The sequence below is a fragment of the Arcicella lustrica genome, assembly GCF_034930985.1.
In the GTDB taxonomy this organism is placed as follows: domain Bacteria; phylum Bacteroidota; class Bacteroidia; order Cytophagales; family Spirosomataceae; genus Arcicella; species Arcicella lustrica.
On the sequence record NZ_JAYGIM010000001.1, the window covers coordinates 172,502 to 191,438 of the forward strand.

Sequence of the window (18,937 nt, forward strand, 5' to 3'; positions counted from 1 at the left end):
AAAAATTAACGTTTACTTCAATTCCCGAATTGATAAAAAAGCCCAAGCCTAGCACCTAAAGTAGCTGGAGCATCTAATGGATTTGGGTTTTTTAAAGCTTGAGTCTGATAATACATTTCGGCACTTGCTAGTAAATGTTTTGAAAATTGATATGTCGCCCCAACATTTCCCCCTAACAAATTAGCAATTGCAGCTTGTTTGTTAGAGGTACTTTGGTTATTTGTTGGGTCTTCATAATAGTAATTGATATTATATTGATTAGGTATTTGCACACTCCAGTTTACTCCAAAATATGGTTTGAAGTTTTGATTAAATAATAAATTATAACGCAAGCCCAAGCTAACTTGATAAGCGCAGAACTCAGGTACATCTACTTTTTTTAAAGGTTTTTTCCCGCCTCCTGGATTTATCATGCCTCCAGAACCACCATCAAAAGGACCAAAACCTTCTTCTTTATGATTTTCAAAGAAAAGATTTGTTTTTTGAGCGTCAATTACGATGCCCCAACGCTCTAAACCTTTACTGTTGTGGTAGCCCAATACAGTTCTAAAACCAAGTTGTGAACCACCGCCACGTTCTAAAAAATCACCAAAAGGTACTTGAACACCAGCCAAAGCCCCAATTGAAACAGATTTTGGTATCAACGAAAAATGATTTTCTGTAATAAATGAATCTTCTTCAATTTCCACTGATTTAAAAGATTCAATCATATTTTTTTTATCAAGGGATGGAGTATATAAAATTGGACTTTTGAAATTCAATTTATTGAGTCCCATATACTTTTCTCTTTCAATTAAAGATTGTTCTCCAGTAGTTTTATTATCATATTTTTCGAAGTAAGCGTTGTTTTGGTTATTGGTAAAGTTTTCAGTGGAATTGGGTGTTTGTACTATTGTTTTGGTGACGAATACTTTTTGATAAATGGTATCGTACACCACTGTTTTTTGAAAAACGGTATCAGGTTTGCTTGAATATTTAGCATGAACTTCTACCAAACGGTTCTCTAATGCTGCTAGTTTTTGCTGAGTCTGATTTAAATAATGGTACAATACCGCAGAAACGCCAAACATAATAGTTGCTATTGAGGGGATAGCCCACATTAATCTGGTTATTTTCCGCTTTAAATCTCGTCTTTCCAAACGCCCTTCCATTTCCCGCCAGTCACTTCCCGCAAAATTTGGGAGCTGCGAACCAAACAGTCGGTCAAAATCTTGTTCATCCATGATTTCAGTGCTTTATTAACTAAAAATGAGTATCTTTTTTTATCGTAAATGGCTAGTAATTAATGTTTTGAAGTGTTAATCACCATCGCTATTTAAAAGATAATCGTTGAGGTTATTTAAAAATTATTAGTTAAAATCAATTCTTGTAATTTTTTTCGGGCTTTATGAAGGTTAGAAAGTGAAGTGCCAATTGAAATATTCAACATTTCAGCAATTTCTTTATGTTCATAACCTTCTATAACGTGTAGATTGAAAACAGTTCTGTAAGCAGGTGGTAATTGCTGAATGAGGATAGCAATTTCTTCAACCGAAAACTTTCCAAACAAATCCATTTCCATTCCCATTTCCGATGCTTCCACTAATTCAGCAGTAGGAATTTCTTGATGTGATTTCCGAAGGTGATTAATACAAGTATTCACTAAAATCCTTTTGAACCAGTTGACAAAGGGATAATCAGGCTTGTATTGATCTATATTACTAAACACTTTCATGAAACCATCATTTAATAATTCTCTCGATGTATCAATATCTGCCACATAACGTACACAAACCGACAAACCATATCTATAAAAGCTTTCATAGAGCTCACGCTGTGCGTTACGGTCATTCTTTCGGCACTGTTTTAATGTATGTAGTAGTTGTTCTGTCCTCATCTGTATCAGAATACACCGATTGTTTTCTTCGTATTGCTTCTATCTGAAAAATATTTTTATTTTTTTCTTCATCGTTCGCTATAAAAGGAAAAAGCCTTTAATACTTTCTGAAAATACTTGAAATTTTATGGAAATAAAAACGACGATTTGCTTCCAGTTTTGCTTTTGTGAAACGCCCTTATTCTTATTTGTTGAAAAAATATTCAACGAATTGATAAATGCCCATTTATGGATTTAAAGTCGATATTTTGAGTGTTAAAAATAGTTTATACTTTTTCGTTCTTTGGCACAATTTTGGATGCTTTTTGCATGTGAATCAACCATTTGACGATAAAAATAGCTCCAAAATCTCTGGAAATATATTTTGTTATCGTTCAAGGTGCTGAATTTCAGCACTTTAATTGTTTTGTATTTAATGTGTAATTTTTAATAACTCAAATAGCTCTTTTAGTGATTTTTATCAGAAAACTAAAAATTGAAGCGAGTTTAAATATATTTTAATCAATTTGATTAGACACTCAATTGTTCATCTAACACATTCAGAGGAGTATTTCAGGATATAAAAATGGACAATCTACTAACTGTACGGATAATGAATCAATTTTTTTACCAAAGCAACTCGATTGATAAAAGCAAAAAACTAATGAAAACAACACTGTTGAATTGGTTTAGTGACTGCTCGTTTGAAGTAGTTGCCAAAAATCGTGCACCAAAAATAGCTGCTAATTTTTTAGCGTCATTTTGGGCTGTGTTATCATTATTTAGCAATACTAAGACACAAAACCGTTATGCAATGGTTGTTTGTCGTGCTTTTGTTGGAGTAATGTTTCTGACACTGATTTCATCATTCAAAACTGTTGCTGCCTTGCCAGATTTGTCGGTAAGTACAAGCGTCAGCAATCAAAGCCCAGCAGTTGGTACAGACATTACTTATACCGTAAAAATTACCAATATCAATCCTGATAAAGCCACAGGAGTAGAATTAACCGATGTCTTGCCTCAAGGTGTTACGTTCAAATCATTGAATGTAAATGGTGTTGGTTCTGCTACAACTAGTACAACATCTGGCATTACGAGTGTAATTTGGAACGTTGGCGAAGTAGCTGGAAGTACAGCAGAACTAACGATGACCATCGTTGCTACTGTTACACAAAGAGGCTTTTGGTATAATACTGCAGAAATTACGAAAGAGACAGAACAAGATACAGATTCTACACCAAATAATCATTTGATTTTAGAAGATGACCAAGATGCTACTTGTTTTTCAATTGAAGAGTATTTTTATAATGGAGATGAATATACAACGAGTTTACCAACAGGTTTCACAAATATCGTTTGGACTAAAAAAGTAGGAGTTTCAGGTACTCCAACAGTTGTTACCAGTACTACTTCTGGTGTTACGCTTTTACCAGATGGAAACATCAGAATAACAGCAATCACTGATTATACAGAATTTGCTTTTACAGCCAATAACGGACGTTGCCCAGTAAATGGATGTTGTGCAATTAAATTTATACCGGGTGCATTTGGTTCGATTGGAAGTGTTGTTTGGAGTGATGTTGATGGCAATGGAATTAGAAATACAGGTGAAGCTGGTTTAAATGGTATTACGGTTGAATTGTATGATGCTACTGATAATACGCTTTTAGCAACGGATGTTACTGCTGACGGTGGAAGATACTTATTCAGTGATTTAATGTCTGGTTCTTACAAAATTAAATTTATTTTACCATCTGGAAGAACATTTGTAACACCTAATGCTCCTGGAAGTAATGTTAATAATGACTCTGATGCAGGAACAGGTGGTTTTACAAACAATATTGCAATTGATGTAACGAAACCTTCTGGTGATGTTGGTAGAGATAATCTAACAATTGGTGCTGGTTTGGTTTCAGATTGTATTATTGGAACTGGAGCTTTAACCGCAACCAATACAAGTTTGTGTTTGCCAGCGGCAGGTGGAACGGTTGTTCTTACTGCAACAACGGGTGTATCGCCAACAGTACCTACTAATTATTCTGTAAGTTATATTTTAACAAAAGGGACTACTAATACAATCCAACAAATTAGCAGCACACCTTCATTTACAGTTGGGCTTCCTGATGATTATAAAATATTTACTTTAGTATATGATGCCAATTCAGCTAATAGCAATTTCTTGAATTTATCATCTGTCATTTTTGGGGTTACTAAAGCAAGTGATTTAGTAACGACCATTAATACAAGTGGAAAATGTGCGCAATTAGATGCTGTAGGTGTAGGATTTACTGTAAAAACTACTTTGGCCGCTCCATTTATATTAGGAACAACAGTGTGTGCAGGCGGAACAGTAACGATAGGAACTCCAGGTGTTACAAATCCAATTTTCCAATGGTTTACTTCAGCTACTGCTACCACTCCATTTGCTACTACTTCTTCAATCACAGTATCTCCAACACAAACGACTACTTATTTTTTAAGTATTGTTAGTACAACAGGTAGTGCTTGTCCAAGTGAAAAAGCATCTGTTGAAATAGCAGTTACTCCGAAACCTACAACGCCATCAGTAATTGCAAGTATTGCTAATAATTGTGCCATTAATGCTAGTACAGTGAATTTAGCTGATGCCATTACAAGTACTGTTTCGGCAGGTGGAACTTTTGAATGGCATACTGCTAATTCAACTTCTTCGGCAGTTATTTCAAATCCTACTGCTATTGGTGCAGGAACTTATTTCCTTTTCGAAAAATCAAGCAATGGTTGTTACAGCGATGGCGCAATGGTTGTTGTAAATATTAATTCTTGTCAATGTACTAATCCTCCAGTAGTTAGTTTAACAGCACTTTTACCAATTTGTGGAGGTGTTGCAAGTCCTGTACAATTAAATGCTATTTTGAGTGGTGGTGCAACAAGTGGCGTATGGACGACAGATGGAACGGGAACTTTTGATAATGCCAATAGCTTAACAGCAAAATATACGCCATCTGTAGCTGATATGACAGACGGTTCAATTGTTTTAACATTTACATCGAATGACCCAGACGGAGCAGTTTCAGTTTGTAATGCAGCTGTTGCTAATACGATATTAACGATTAAAGCAAAACCAGTAGCACCTTTAAACTTGAAAAGTGACACGCTTATTTGCTTAGGAAGTTCAACTAAATTATTTGCGGTGAGTGCAGGTAATACTATTAAATGGTACACCTCTGCCACAAGTATAACGGCGATTGGTATTGGCTCTGACTTAGGTTTTGCTGTAAGCCCAACTAGCGAAGGTACTTTTACATATTTTGCTGAAGCGACAAGTCCAGAAGGTTGTGTGAGTGACCGTACTTCAATTTCATTCAAAGTAAAAAAATGTTTTACTGATTTAGCTGTTGTAAAAACGGTTATTACTTCTCCAGATGCTTCAACTTCGCCTTCTTATTTATTAGGTCAGGAAATTGCCTATACAATTGATGCTAGAAATATTGGTACGTTAAATTCTAACAATGTAACAGTTACAGATTTATTACCACAAGGAGCCACTTTTGTAAGTGCTATTCCTACAGGTCAATATAATAGTACAACGGGTGTTTGGAATGTTGGCAGCTTATCGGAAGGTTCAAATAAAATACTTTTAATTAATGTAAGATTAACCAGAACAGGTTCAATTGCCAATACTGCAACAATTACTGGTACTGAAGATGATCCCAATTCATTAGCTAACAATACTTCAACAGCAACCGTAACGGTTACTCAACGTGCAGATTTAAGTTTGGTAAAAACGGTTTCCAACCTTACTCCAAATGTAGGAGATACGCTTACTTATACTTTAACGGTAAGCAATGCTGGGCCAAACGTTGCGACCAATGTTGAAATCAAAGACATTATTCCTGCAGGTTTAACATTTATCTCAAGTACAAACACAACGCATACCTCTGGCGTTATCACTGGAACGATTGCTAGTATTCCTGTTGGTTCTTCACAAGTATTTACTTACCGAGCAAAAGTTGTTTCTGCAGGAACAATTACAAGTGCAGCCGAAGTAACAAAATCAGATCAGCCAGATCCAGACTCAACTCCTGCGAATGGTACGAATAATACAGAAGATGATAGAAGTTCAGTAACAATTGTAGCGACTGAATTATGTAATCTTGTTGCGCCAGTAATTACTGCAACAAATAGTACAATTTGTTTGAATGGACAAACTACTTTAACGGCAACGGGTTGTACAGGTTCTACGATAGTATGGAGTTCTGGTCAGACAAATGTGGCATCAATTACAGTGAGTCCAACAAGTACAAGAACTTATACAGCGTCTTGTCAAAGAAATGCTTGTCAAAGTCCAGTTTCAAATGTTATCAGTATTACAGTTACAAATATTGCTTCGCCAAGTTTAGCTTCATCACAGGGTTCAATTTGTGTAGGCGAATCTTCAGTATTGACAGCAACAGGTTGTAGCGGAGTCGTTGAATGGCAAGTAGCAGGTTTACCAACAGGAAATACTTTAACAGTAACACCTTCTACTTCGCAAACATTTACAGCAAAATGTAAAGCTTCTGGTTGCGAAAGTGCTTTGGCTTCAATCAGTATCATTGTTACTCAGAAACCAAATGCTCCAGAAATTTTAGCAGAGAAAACGGAAATTTGTCCTTCTGAATCTGTAACCTTAACAGCTTTAAATTGTAATGGTTCAGTAAGATGGAATACTGGTCAAACAACAACTTCTATCTTAGTAACTCCATTAGTAGAAACAAGTTATACCGCTACTTGTACAGTAAATGGTTGTATCAGTAATGCTTCAACTGCTAAGGTTATTAAAGTAGTACCGATTCCAGCACCAACGATTAATACAACTGGTTTAACGATTTGTCCAGGTGCTTCTACTACTTTATCGGCAAGTGGTTGTACAGGTATTGTAACTTGGTATTTTGATGATAAAACGGCTACTGGAGCAAACCTTACGGTTACACCAACTCGTTCAACTTCTTATGCAGTGACTTGTAGTACAGCTTTTTGTACTTCTGTAAAATCACAACAAGTAGTGGTTGCCGTTGAAAATCCTGCTATTCCAGTAATTACTTCTGCTACTTCAAGTATTTGTTTGGGAAGTGCTGTACAACTTACAGCTACTGGTTGTGCGGGTACAGTTAACTGGTCGGATGGTCAAAGAGGTACAATTGTATCAGTAGCACCAACAACTACAACATCTTATACTGCAACTTGTAGTATCGGACAATGTACAAGTGCGGCATCATTGAGCAGAACGATTACTGTTACAAGAACTACAGCACCAGTTATTACTTCAGACAAAACAACTATTTGTTTAGGACAAAGCATTACTTTAACAGCTACAGGTTGTAGCGGAACAGTAAGATGGTCGGATGGTACAACAGGAAATCCTAAAACTATTTTGCCAAGTGCTAATGTTAGATTTACTGCTACTTGTGAAAGTTCAGCGTGTATTTCTCCAAATTCAAATGAATTATCATTGGTAGTGAATACTACTTCAACAATTAGTTCGCCAGTTAGCATTAATACAATTATTGCCGCAGGTGCAAGAGCTAACTTGACTCAACTGGTTACAAGTAGCACACCAGCAGGTACTAATTTAGTATTTAGAACTACGAATTCTCCATTATCGACTGCTGTTTTAACCCCAACTACTGTTGGTGCTGGTACTTATTTCGCCTTTTATCAATCAGCTGAAGGTTGTTACTCAGCAGGTGTAAGAATCATTGTTTATGATGGAAGCAACGCACAGAATGCTGATGTTGCGCTTCAAATTTCAGCAGATAGAACGACAGCTAAATTGGACGAGAATATCAATTTCTTGATTTCTGTGACTAACAATGGACCAGATGTTGCGAGAAATATAATGATTACCAATCCGCTTCCAGCTGGTTTAACATTTGTTTCTAGTTCAAGTGGATTAACTGTTTCAGGTGGACAAATCCTAATTAATCTTGATTCGCTTGAAAGAGGACAAGTAAGAACATTCGCTTATGTTGCTAAAATGAACGTAAGAACAAGCGTTGTGAATCCAGCTTCGGTTACTTCATTTAAAGATAGTAACCTAACAAACAATAATGGCTCAGTAACAATTATTGGAGAAAATGCAGATTTAAGTTTGGTAAAAACGGTTTCGAAGCTTACACCAACTGTAGGAGATACGCTTACTTATACTTTAACGGTAAGCAATGCTGGACCAAATGTTGCAACCAATGTTGAAATTAAAGATATTATTCCAACAGGTTTAATATTTATCTCAAGTACAAACACAACGCATACTTCTGGAGTTATCACTGGAACGATTGCTAGTATTCCTGTTGGTTCTTCACAAGTATTTACTTATCGGGCAAGAGTTGTTTCAGCAGGAACAATTACAAGTGCAGCCGAAGTGACTAAATCAGATCAGCCAGATCCAGATTCAACTCCTGCGAATGGTACGAGTAATAATGAAGACGATAGAAGTTCAGTAACAATTGTAGCGACAGAATTGTGTAATCTTGTTGCGCCAGTGATTACTTCTGATAAAACAACGGTGTGTTTAGGACAAGCCATTACTTTAACAGCAACAGGTTGTGTTGGAACAATAAGATGGTCTGATGGTTCAACTGGAAGCCCTAAAACTATTTTGCCAAGTGCTAATGTGACATTTACGGCTACTTGTGAGAGTGGAGTATGTATTTCTCCAACTTCAAATGGATTATCATTTGTGGTGAATACTACTTCAACAATTGCTGCGCCAGTGGCTATTAATACAAGTATTGCGACTGGAACTACTGCCGACTTAACCAGACTGGTTACAAGTAGCACACCATCAGGTACAATTTTAGTATTTAGAACTACAAATTCACCAATATCAAATGTAGTATTAACACCAACTGCGGTGAGTGTAGGTACTTATTTCGCTTTCTATCAATCGGTTGATGGTTGTTATTCTGCTGGAACAAGAATTATTGTTGATAATGGAAATACTAGCATTGAAGCAGATGTTGCAATTAAAATTGAAGCGGATAGAACTAGCGCAAAATTGGATGAGAATATTAATTTCTTGATTTCTGTTACTAACAATGGACCGAACACAGCAAGAAATTTAGTGATTACCAATCCACTTCCAGCTGGTTTAACCTTTGTTTCTAGCTCAACAGGATTGACAATTTCAGGTGGACAAATCTTAATTAATCTTGATTCACTTGAAAGAGGACAAGTAAAAACATTTGCTTATGTAGCCAAAATGAAAGTAAACACTACAGTTGTAAACCCAGCTTCGGTTATTTCATTTAGAGATAGTAATCTTACGAATAATAACTCTTCAGTTACAATTAATGGAGAAAACACTGGTGTAGATTGTAAAATTGGATTAGCGATGTCAGTAGCTGATACTTCAATTGTAAGACCTGGAGTTTACAATGTTAGATATCGTTTAATTGCCAAAAACTTCTGTAGCGATACGCTTAAAAATATCAGCTTAACCAGTAGCTTGGCAAGTACTTTCAAAAGCCCAGTTACGGTGACAGTAATTCAAAATCCAACTTTAGGAAGAGGTTCTAGATTAGTTGTAAATAATGGTTTTAGTTTGCTAGATTCTAATTTAGTTAATAAGGCTACCAGTTTAATGTTACCAAATGCTGTTGATACAATTACTTATGTTGTTCAAGTGGTAACTGGCGGCAATACTGGCCCTTACAACAGCCAAGCTTTAATTACTGGAACTCGACCAAATGCTGAAGTACTTACAGCAAAATCTAGTGATGGAACAAATGTAAACGCCACTCCAAGTATTACGAAAGTACCATTAGGTCCACCAAATACAATAATTGGTTTAGCGAAAGAACTTGTAGCAACTGGACTAAAACGTGATTCTGCCAATGTTTGGACGGTTCCTTACCGAATCAGAGTCGTAAATATGGGCGCTTTTGATATTAAAAAGCTGAGTGTAAAAGATAGTTTGGATGGCGTATTTACTTTTAAAGGTGCAGTATCGTTAGGAAAACCAGTAGTAACAAGTACGAAAGCTGGCATTACAATTAATCCAAATTATACGGGTAAAGGCACTAATACCAATTTATTAGTTGATTCATTGAGTACATTGCTTAGAGGAGATTCAGCCATTATTAATTTAACAGTAAGGGTGAATGTTGCTGCTGCTACAGATTCTGTTTTCAATAACGTTGCAGTAGGAATAGGACTTGGTGTAGATAATAAATCTTATACCGACGTATCAACGAATGGAGTAAGTCCTGATGTAAACAAAGATGCTAATCCAAATAATGATAATGTTGCCACACCAGTAATACTTAAAAAAGAAAATGGTTTGAATTCTCAGGCTTCGATAGGTCTTGCTTTAGCAGCTGTAACAGATACTGTTGCTCAGTCAGATGGTTCATACAATGTTACTTTAACGCTAGTTGCTAAAAACTACGGACCAGTATTGTTGAATAAAGTTGCTTTGAGCAATGATTTAGAAACGACGATTGGTAAGCAAGTTGGTTCATGGACTATTTTAGGAAGACCAACAATGGTGAAAGGAGTGAATGCTGTTTTGAATACAACTTTCAATGGAAGAAGAGACACAGTCCTTACAGTGGCAGAAAATACGGCTTTGGCAGTAGGAGACAGCATTGTGATAACTTATGTGGTAAATGTTACCAAACCTTTGATTGATACATTATTCACTTTCGCTCATGCAAAAGCTGTGAGTGTAGAAAGTACTCCAGTTGATGTAACAGATTCATCAGTAAATGGTGCTAATCCTGATCCAAATAAAGATGGTAAACCTTTGGAATCGTCGCCAACACCAATGGTATTCCCTAAGAAGATTACAGTAATATCAATTCCTCATGGATTCTCGCCAAATGGTGATGGGGTGAACGATACATTTGTAATTGATGGAGTAAATGCTGATGAAAGAGCCAATCTAGAAGTATATAACCGTTGGGGAAGTTTGGTGTATGCTTCTACTGATTATAAAAATGACTGGAACGGAATGCCAAATACTGGTCTAAGAATAATAGAAGTTGGAGATGGCTTACCTTCTGGTACTTATTTCTACGTGGTAACGGTTTACAAACGAGTATCAGGTGATAAAGTAGCATTACCTGTAAATGTTGAGCCAGTACGTTACATGACAATTTCTCGATAGAACATCATTTGTTACCATTTCAAATACGGAATGGCAACAAATGAAATCCAATTAATCTTAGAACAGAATTGAAAATTCTGTTAAAACATAAAAAATTTAAATTTGAATCACATGAAGTTCAAAGGTTTGCTTTCAGGAATTAAATATGTGACAGCCCCATTGTTGTTAATCATCGCTGTACATTCGGTTCGGGCCCAGCAAGAGGTTCAATATTCTCAGTATATGTTCAATATGCTACCCTTGAACCCTGCTTACGCTGGTAGTCGTGATGTACTGAGTGCCACTGTTGTACACAGACAGCAATGGGTAAACATTACTGGTGCACCTACAACGCAATCTTTTTCAATAGATAGCCCAATCAATGGAGAAAAAGTAGGTGTTGGTTTCCAAGCGTATAATGATAGAATCGGGGATTATAGAAATGTAGGAATGTATGGTTCTTATGCCTACAGAGTAAAAGTTACGCAAAGAGCTACTTTAGCAATGGGGATTCAGGCTGGTGCAACTAGTATTTCTGGAAATTTAACACAAACCTTAGTTACTCAAACAGGTGATCAAGCCTTTACTTATTCATTTAATAAATGGTTGCCGAATTTTGGAGCTGGCGTATTTTTGAGTGACGACCGTGGTTATATCGGTTTTTCATGTCCTAGTTTGATGAGAAATAAGCTGACAAGTACGCAGACTGGTACCGCTACCGATTCAGCATCTCGTCAGGAACGTCATTATTTTATCATGTTGGGTTATGTATTTCCATTAGGAAGCTCGTTTACTTTAAAGCCGTCTTTTTTATCAAAAGTTACTCGTGATGCAGCTTCTTTTGATTTGAATATGAACCTTTGGTATAACGATAGAATTGCTTTAGGGTGCTCTTGGAGAACCAATAACTTGAAATTCTCTTCACCATTTACCAACCAAAATGGCGATGCAGTTATTGGAATGTTGGAAGTACAAGCTACCGATCAAATCCGTTTTGGCTATGCTTATGATTATGCAATTAATGGTTTAAAAAGTTTACAAAAAGGTTCGCATGAATTTATGCTTCGTTATGAATTTGGTTATCGTAAAACGAAAATTCTTACACCACGTTATTTTTAAAAAATCAATACTGAAAGAGTTAAATACTCAAAACCAAAGAGAAACCTTCTAGTAAAAACCATAGCTAGTAAAACATTTAAAACGATGATTAATTTGAATAAAATTATACTCACTTTCTGTATGGTGTTGCTTGCAACAGCTTGTACGATTGCTCAGACATTAAAAGATGCGGAGTATCATTTCAAGCAGATGAGTTACCTAAATGCTTCTGAATTGTTTGAACAGGTGCTAAAAGGTAAACTATCAGATGCAGACCGACAGGCTGCGATGATAAAATTAGCTTATTCATACAGACAAATGCGTGATTCACAAAACGCAGAAAGAGTTTATCATGAACTGGTATCAAAAGGAGTAACATTTTCTGGTGCTGATACAAAGGTATATTTATACTATGCCCAAGCATTGGCTTCTAATGGAAAATATAAGGAAGCACAAGATGTTTATGAACAATATTCAAAAGTAGAAATTGCAGATAAAAGAAGCGGAGGTTTCCAGAAATTATATAAAAACGTTGATGTTTTAAACAGAAATGCTACTTGTTATAAAGTAGATTACTTGTCAATCAATACCGACCATGCCGATTTTAGCCCAATGTATTACAAAAATGGTTTGGTTTTTAATTCAAGTAGAGTTAATGAAATTGGTTTGAAAAGAATGTTTTCTTGGGATAATTCACATTTCCTAGATATGTATTATTTAAGTGATATTAACCAATTAACGGCGACAACGCCTGCTGGTTTGGGAAGTTCAGCAGATGATAAATTGAAGATTGGGAAAAAAGGAAAAGCTGTCGGTGAAGATGTATATACTCCTCCAACTGCCAATGATACTCGAACAATCGGAACATTCAGTGGGTCGAATATCTATCGAAATTTCGTAGAAACACCAGGTGTAAAAACGGAAAGTTTTAGCAAAAGCTTAAATACTAAATATCATGAAGGACCAATGACTTTTACCAGTGATGGAAAGAGAGTAATTTTTACTAGAAATAATTACAATAACGGTAAATACAAAACTTCTGCTGATAAGGTTAATAAACTGAAAATCTATACTGCTGAAGAAAAGGGTGGAGAATGGGTAAATATCAAAGAAATTCCATTTGATAATAACGATTATTCAACGGGACACCCCTCGCTTACGAAAGACAATAAACTGATGTATTTTGTTTCGGATATGCCAGGAGGTTATGGTGGAACTGATATTTATGTTTGTGAATACAACGATGGAAAATTTGGTAAACCTATTAATATGGGACCAACCATTAATACTTTAGGGAATGAAATGTTCCCATTTGTAGATGAAAGAGGTAATTTATATTTTTCATCAGATGGTCATCCCGGATTAGGCGATTTAGATATTTTTTATGTGAAACTTTCAGGTACAAAAGTATTGAGTAATGTCTCAAATATGGGAATGCCAATCAATTCAAGTAAAGATGATTTTGGATTGATTACTGATGGAGAACGTAAATCAGGCTATTTTTCTTCGAACCGAAAACGTGGAGGAACTGATGATGATATTTACCGTTTTACTCGTGAGTGTGATGAAAAACCAGAATGTCAAGAACTGCAAGTAATTGTATATGATGCAGATTCAAAAATGCCTTTAGATAATACTGATGTTGCCGTAGTTGAAAATGGCAAAACAGTGATGAAAAAGACAGATTCAAATGGTTCGTTCAGAATTTGTATTGATTTGAACAAGCAATTTGGTTTCAATGCAAGTAGAGATAGTTATTTGCCTAATAGTGTTTCGTTTACAAGTACTGAAAGTAATATGCTGAGAGCGCTTGAGATTCCTTTGATGCGAGTACTCATGAGTGACAGTACCGATGTTGCGGTTTCTAAAAATACCTCTCCTTGCCCTGCAACTAAAATTGTAAAAGGAAGAGTAACAGTGAATAAAGATAAATCGTCGTTAGGTGGTGTAAAAGTTACACTTACCAATGAATGTGATGGCACAATACAAACTGTTGTGACTGGTCCAAACGGGCGTTATCAGTTTGAAATTTGTGAAGGATGTGAATATACGATAGATGCTTCTAAAGATAATTTTGCTTCAAAAGGAAACAAAATAGATAAATTAGGAAAAGACGGCCCACAAGAAATCAATGCTAATTTAAGTATGTTTGAAGAAGGCGATGTCATTGCTATCGACAATATTTACTATAATTATACCAAGTACAATATTCGTCCTGATGCAGCTAAAGAATTGAATAAATTGTTGTTATTGATGCGCCGTTATCCGAATATGAGAATTGAAGTTCGTTCTCATACTGATAGTAGAGCAACAACAGAATTCAATCAAACGCTTTCTGAAAATCGTTCAGCTTCGGTAGTTCAATATTTGGTAAAAAGAGGGATTGCCGCTAACAGATTTGAGACTTCTGGCTATGGCGAAACACAATTATTAAACGAATGTGCCGACGGAATAGAATGTACAGAAGAGCAACATCAAACCAACAGACGTTCGGAGTTTAAGATTATTCAGTTAAAATAAGTGGATTAATAATCAAAAACATGAGTCATCCCGAATTTTAAAATCATAAAAAAGCGGTCGAAAAGCTAATTTAGACCGCTTTTTTATGATTGATGGGTAACGAATTCCTACTGTTTGAGCGGAGCGAGTTTAGGAATTCTTGATTTTTTTGTTACTTTTTGCATCAAGGCAAAAAGTAAGGACGAGAATAAATCTCAAAAACATTGAAATCTTTTAAAACTTGCTTTTTCAAGAGAAAATTCGGGATGACTCATGTTTTTGATATAAGCTTCTGAATACTATTTCAGTACTCTTGGCAATGTAATATTTACTTCAAAAATACTATTTGTACAGGTTACTTCTAATTGCCCACCAATACTTTTCACCCATTCATTTACGATGTATAAACCTAAACCTGTACCATTCTTATCTTTGGTAACATGTGCTTGGTAAAAAGGTTTTATCGCCTGAGTATCCATTTCATAAATACCCAGAAAGTGATTTTTTAAATTTAGTATCAGTTCTGAATCGGTAGTAAGTATTTCAGAATAAATTCTATAATCTATATTCGCAAATTGAATGATATTTTGATACAGTTCTGAAAGTATGTTCTCAAGAAAAATGCCGTCGTAGCCTTCAAGAGGCAAGGCTTTATGATTTGCAATTAAATGGAAATCAGTGGATTTGCTTTTCTTGAGTTGATTGAATAACTTATTTTCAAGCTTTACAATATCTACTTGTTCTTTGGCTGCATGTTTCCAAGGATTTATGCCATTGATTAGCTGATTGTACCAAAGTAATTTTCTTGTAATTCTGAGCATCCTATTGCCCGAAAGCCTAATGCCATCAATCAGTACTTGAAGCTCGTTGATGTCTAATAAATCAGAATTGTCAATATGTTCTGACATCAAATCAGTAAAATTGACAATGCCATTTAGTGGAGTAAGGTATTCATGATTCGAGATACTCAGAAAAATATCGGTAGCATTTTTTCTGATTTCGACATCAGCAGAGGCTTTTTTAAGAGAGCTAATTTCTAACCTAGAATTAATCGTCTCTACTAAATCTTTGGTGGTAAATGGTTTCGTCAGGAAATCATCCGCACCCAAATTCATTCCTTTTCTTTTGTCAGATAAATCGGCTCTTGCTGAAAGAAAAATAAATGGAAGATTGACCAAACCTTTTTCATAACGGATAATTCTGAGAATCTCATAGCCATCCATTTCACCAAGCATAATATCACAAATTACGATGTCGGGTTGAATTTCCTCAATTAATTGAATCCCGATTTCTCCTTCTTCTGCAACAAAGCAACTAAATCCGCTTATTTCTAAAATTGTTTTTGTATTATCTGCAAGCAAAAAATCATCCTCTATCAATACGATTTTAGTCATAATTGTTTTTGTAAAATATTGTTAATCATAAATCAAAAATCACACTTTTTTGCTAAAAAGCTTTTTTGATGTAGAAGAACATCTATATTGATTAGAGAACCGAGTTGAAGTTGTTAGTAGCAAGAAGGAGGGCTTCTTGTAACCTGTTTTTACTTACAGGTTTTTCGAGATACGCTGCAGTTTTTAACGTAATTCCAGCTAGATTACACAACTCATCGAAACTATTTTGGCTGGCTGCTGATACGATGATGATTTCAATATGTTTGTCAGAAAATTCTTCTGGATTGCTTTCTAAGTAAAATAGAAATTCGTAACCATCCATTACTGGCATATTCAAGTCTAATAAAACAATGAGTTCTTTTTCAGTAGATTGTTTTATCCATGCTATAGCCTCTTGACCATCGGTGGTTTCGCTGTAAGATATATTAAATGATTGTAGTGAACGAGAAAGTAAAATTCTGTTGAGATGTTCGTCATCTACAATTAAAGTCTGGGGAATATTATTCATTTCGTTTCAAAATTTTATTAATAGAGATCAAATTCTCTTTTAATAATTTTAAAGAGACTGAGTTATTAATATCGTACCGAGTACCTAAGTTTATAAAACTCAATAACTCAATTTGTTTTATTGACCGATTGAAATTGTATTATACAATCGGTAGATTTAAAATAAGTTTAATAATGGAGTACTTTCAATTGCTGTAAATACTCTTCAGGCAATTGAAGTAATATTTATAGTTTATTAAGTAATTTATAAATTTATACTAAGGCAAATTTTACTTATTTTTTGATAATTATCAAGAAATACGCTTTTGGCTAAATTACTTATTTATTCATTAATAACAAAAATTATAAATGCTCTTTTTTGATTGTTCGTCTCTTTTTTACTCCGACAATTATTATATTTATTTTTATTATAAATAACTGAAATGAAGGATGAATGTTGAACCTTTGCTTTCTTCGCTCTCAAAATTGAGCTTACCTCCATTTAGCCTAACAAGATTCTTCGCAATGACTAAACCTAAACCCGTTCCTTCAATTCTCCCAACATTGCTGGCTCTGTAAAATGAATTAAAGATTTTATTTTTTACTTCTGCTGGAATACCAATGCCGAAATCTTGAATAATAATTTCAAAGGAATTTTCATAAAATGACAAACTCAGTATTGGATTTGGTCGATTTCTGGAATATTTAAAGGCATTTGAAATCAGATTATCAAGTATGAGATTGAGATGGAGTGGGTCTATTTCTGCAATAGCTGGTATGCCTGTTACTTTAAATTCAATTGTACGACCATCTTTTTGCAAGGCATTTTGTCCTTCAAAGCAAGATTTTACTAGTTCGATAACATTTACACGTTCTTTGTTGCAACTCAAATTGTTAGATTCAATTTTGCCAACAATCAATATTTCGTTCATCAAACTCGTGATTCTATCAATTTGACTACCAATAATATTAACATGCTTTTTGATATGCGGATTTTGGTCTTTGTCTATCAACTGAATAATCTCAGTACTTGAACGAATTGTAGAAAGTGGCGTTCTGAATTCATGCGATGCTACATTGACAAAAAGCGTTTTTAAATCATTCAATTCTTTTTCTTTTTGTAAAGAAGTCATTAAAATTTCTTCAGTACGTTTTCTATCGTTGATTTCCCTTGAAGAAGTAATGATGCGATGTGTGAGGTCGTAATCGTCAAAAAATACTTTAGAGTTTGTTTCTAGCCAAACATATTCGCCATCGGCATTTCTGAAACGATAACTAATATAGGATGAAGTAGTTCCTGCAAAAGGTAGTTGTTCTTTATCAACCAGTTTTAAATCGTCGGGATGATAATAATCCGAGAGTTTCTTCCCAAGTAAATCTTGTGGTTCATAGCCTGTAATTTGCTTAATTGAGGGCGAAATGTACAACAATGTGCCTTCTAAATCGTGAATACAGACTAAATCCTTAACATTGTTGGAGAGTAATTCGTAGATATGAGCATTTTCCTTTTGTCGGGTAATGTCTCTGAGTGTACCGGTAGCGCCAATTACAAATCCTTTTGCGTCTGAAATAAAAGTTACAGAAGCTTTAATCCATTTTATTTCACCTGTTTGGGTGATAAACCTAGCGAGATGTTTACTGGTAGTTTTTTTTTCTCGAATGAGGGCATCAAAAAGCTGCTCTTTTTTGTCAGCATCTTCAGGGTGCATGAAATCGTAGAAAGGTTTTCCTAATGATTCCTCATTGCTATAACCAAGAATTTTAGTCCATGAATCATTCAGGAAAGTCCAACGCCAATGTTCATCTGTTTTAAATATAATATCACTTATGAGGTTGATTACTTCATGATATTGACTTTCAGAATAAAGACTGTTTTCAGTGATGAAAGGTTTCGCATCATCTGGTAAGTAAAATTGAACTAAAATCATCGAAATTTCGCCATTTTCGTCATTAATTGGCGTAAACTTATGGTTTAGTTTTTGAGGTTCAATACTTATTTCACGTCCTTCAAATGCGTTTTGATAACTTTGGGCTAAAGAAATAAAAAACTGTTTTTGAGATGTTATTACTTTGCTTACTTTATTGATTTGTGGTCTTTCATTAAAACTATAAACATAATTTCTAATATAAGTTTCATTAAAATACATGAAACGGTATTCTTTATCTAAAATGTAAACATTGCCTTCTAATGAATTCAATATTACTTCTGATAGATAATTAATTGAGGAAGATTTCATCTGGTAAATGGCGGTTTTAATTTTTCAAAATGATGATAACTCACTACTCAATCGGACGGCTATTTATATAAGAGATAAAACAAAAAAGTATTCATTTTTAGCGAAAACAAATACGCAAGGTTTCATCAAACACCTGATTAGCAATATCATTTGCTAATTGTATAATTTAATTTTTGGCAGTTTTAATCTATATTTTGAAAAGGCTAATTTAATGTTGTGCGGTATCAAAATAGCTTTTCGTTACTCATGATAAAATTCC

Annotated in this window: 8 protein-coding genes; 3 read left to right on the forward strand and 5 right to left on the reverse strand. The window is 34.9% G+C overall.

All coding sequences use genetic code 11. The annotated features are described in order from the left end of the window. Positions 1-17: 17 nt before the first annotated feature. Together VB798_RS00765 and VB798_RS00770 are read right to left on the reverse strand one after the other, a co-directional pair. Positions 18-1,223, reverse strand: coding sequence for a hypothetical protein (locus tag VB798_RS00765; protein ID WP_323254931.1), 1,206 nt, complete (start codon positions 1,221-1,223; stop codon positions 18-20). Between the two features lie 116 nt (positions 1,224-1,339). Further along, positions 1,340-1,876, reverse strand: a complete 537-nt coding sequence (locus VB798_RS00770; RefSeq protein WP_323254933.1) for an RNA polymerase sigma factor — start codon at positions 1,874-1,876, stop codon at positions 1,340-1,342. A gap of 643 nt (positions 1,877-2,519) precedes the next feature. Between VB798_RS00770 and VB798_RS00775 the strand changes: the two genes are divergently transcribed. From VB798_RS00775 to VB798_RS00785, 3 genes are all read left to right on the forward strand, one after another. Next, entirely contained in the window at positions 2,520-10,985 is an 8,466-nt protein-coding gene (locus VB798_RS00775; RefSeq protein ID WP_323254935.1) for an Ig-like domain-containing protein, read from the forward strand. A gap of 111 nt (positions 10,986-11,096) precedes the next feature. After that, on the forward strand, positions 11,097-12,083 hold the full coding sequence (locus VB798_RS00780) for a PorP/SprF family type IX secretion system membrane protein (protein ID WP_323254937.1): 987 nt from the start codon (positions 11,097-11,099) through the stop codon (positions 12,081-12,083). A gap of 84 nt (positions 12,084-12,167) precedes the next feature. Continuing rightward, positions 12,168-14,582: an OmpA family protein gene (locus VB798_RS00785; RefSeq protein WP_323254939.1), complete on the forward strand. Its 2,415-nt coding sequence runs from the start codon at positions 12,168-12,170 to the stop codon at positions 14,580-14,582. Between the two features lie 278 nt (positions 14,583-14,860). Here the strand turns inward: VB798_RS00785 and VB798_RS00790 are convergent, their stop codons facing one another. The 3 genes from VB798_RS00790 to VB798_RS00800 all read right to left on the reverse strand — a co-directional run bounded on the left by VB798_RS00790 (position 14,861) and on the right by VB798_RS00800 (position 18,678). Continuing rightward, positions 14,861-15,955, reverse strand: coding sequence for a hybrid sensor histidine kinase/response regulator (locus VB798_RS00790; protein WP_323254941.1), 1,095 nt, complete (start codon positions 15,953-15,955; stop codon positions 14,861-14,863). A 91-nt stretch (positions 15,956-16,046) separates the two neighbouring features. Further along, positions 16,047-16,463 (reverse strand): response regulator, encoded by a 417-nt coding sequence (locus tag VB798_RS00795; RefSeq protein WP_323254943.1) that lies wholly within the window; start codon positions 16,461-16,463, stop codon positions 16,047-16,049. Between the two features lie 406 nt (positions 16,464-16,869). Beyond that, on the reverse strand, positions 16,870-18,678 hold the full coding sequence (locus VB798_RS00800) for a PAS domain-containing sensor histidine kinase (RefSeq protein WP_323254945.1): 1,809 nt from the start codon (positions 18,676-18,678) through the stop codon (positions 16,870-16,872). Positions 18,679-18,937 lie beyond the last annotated feature (259 nt).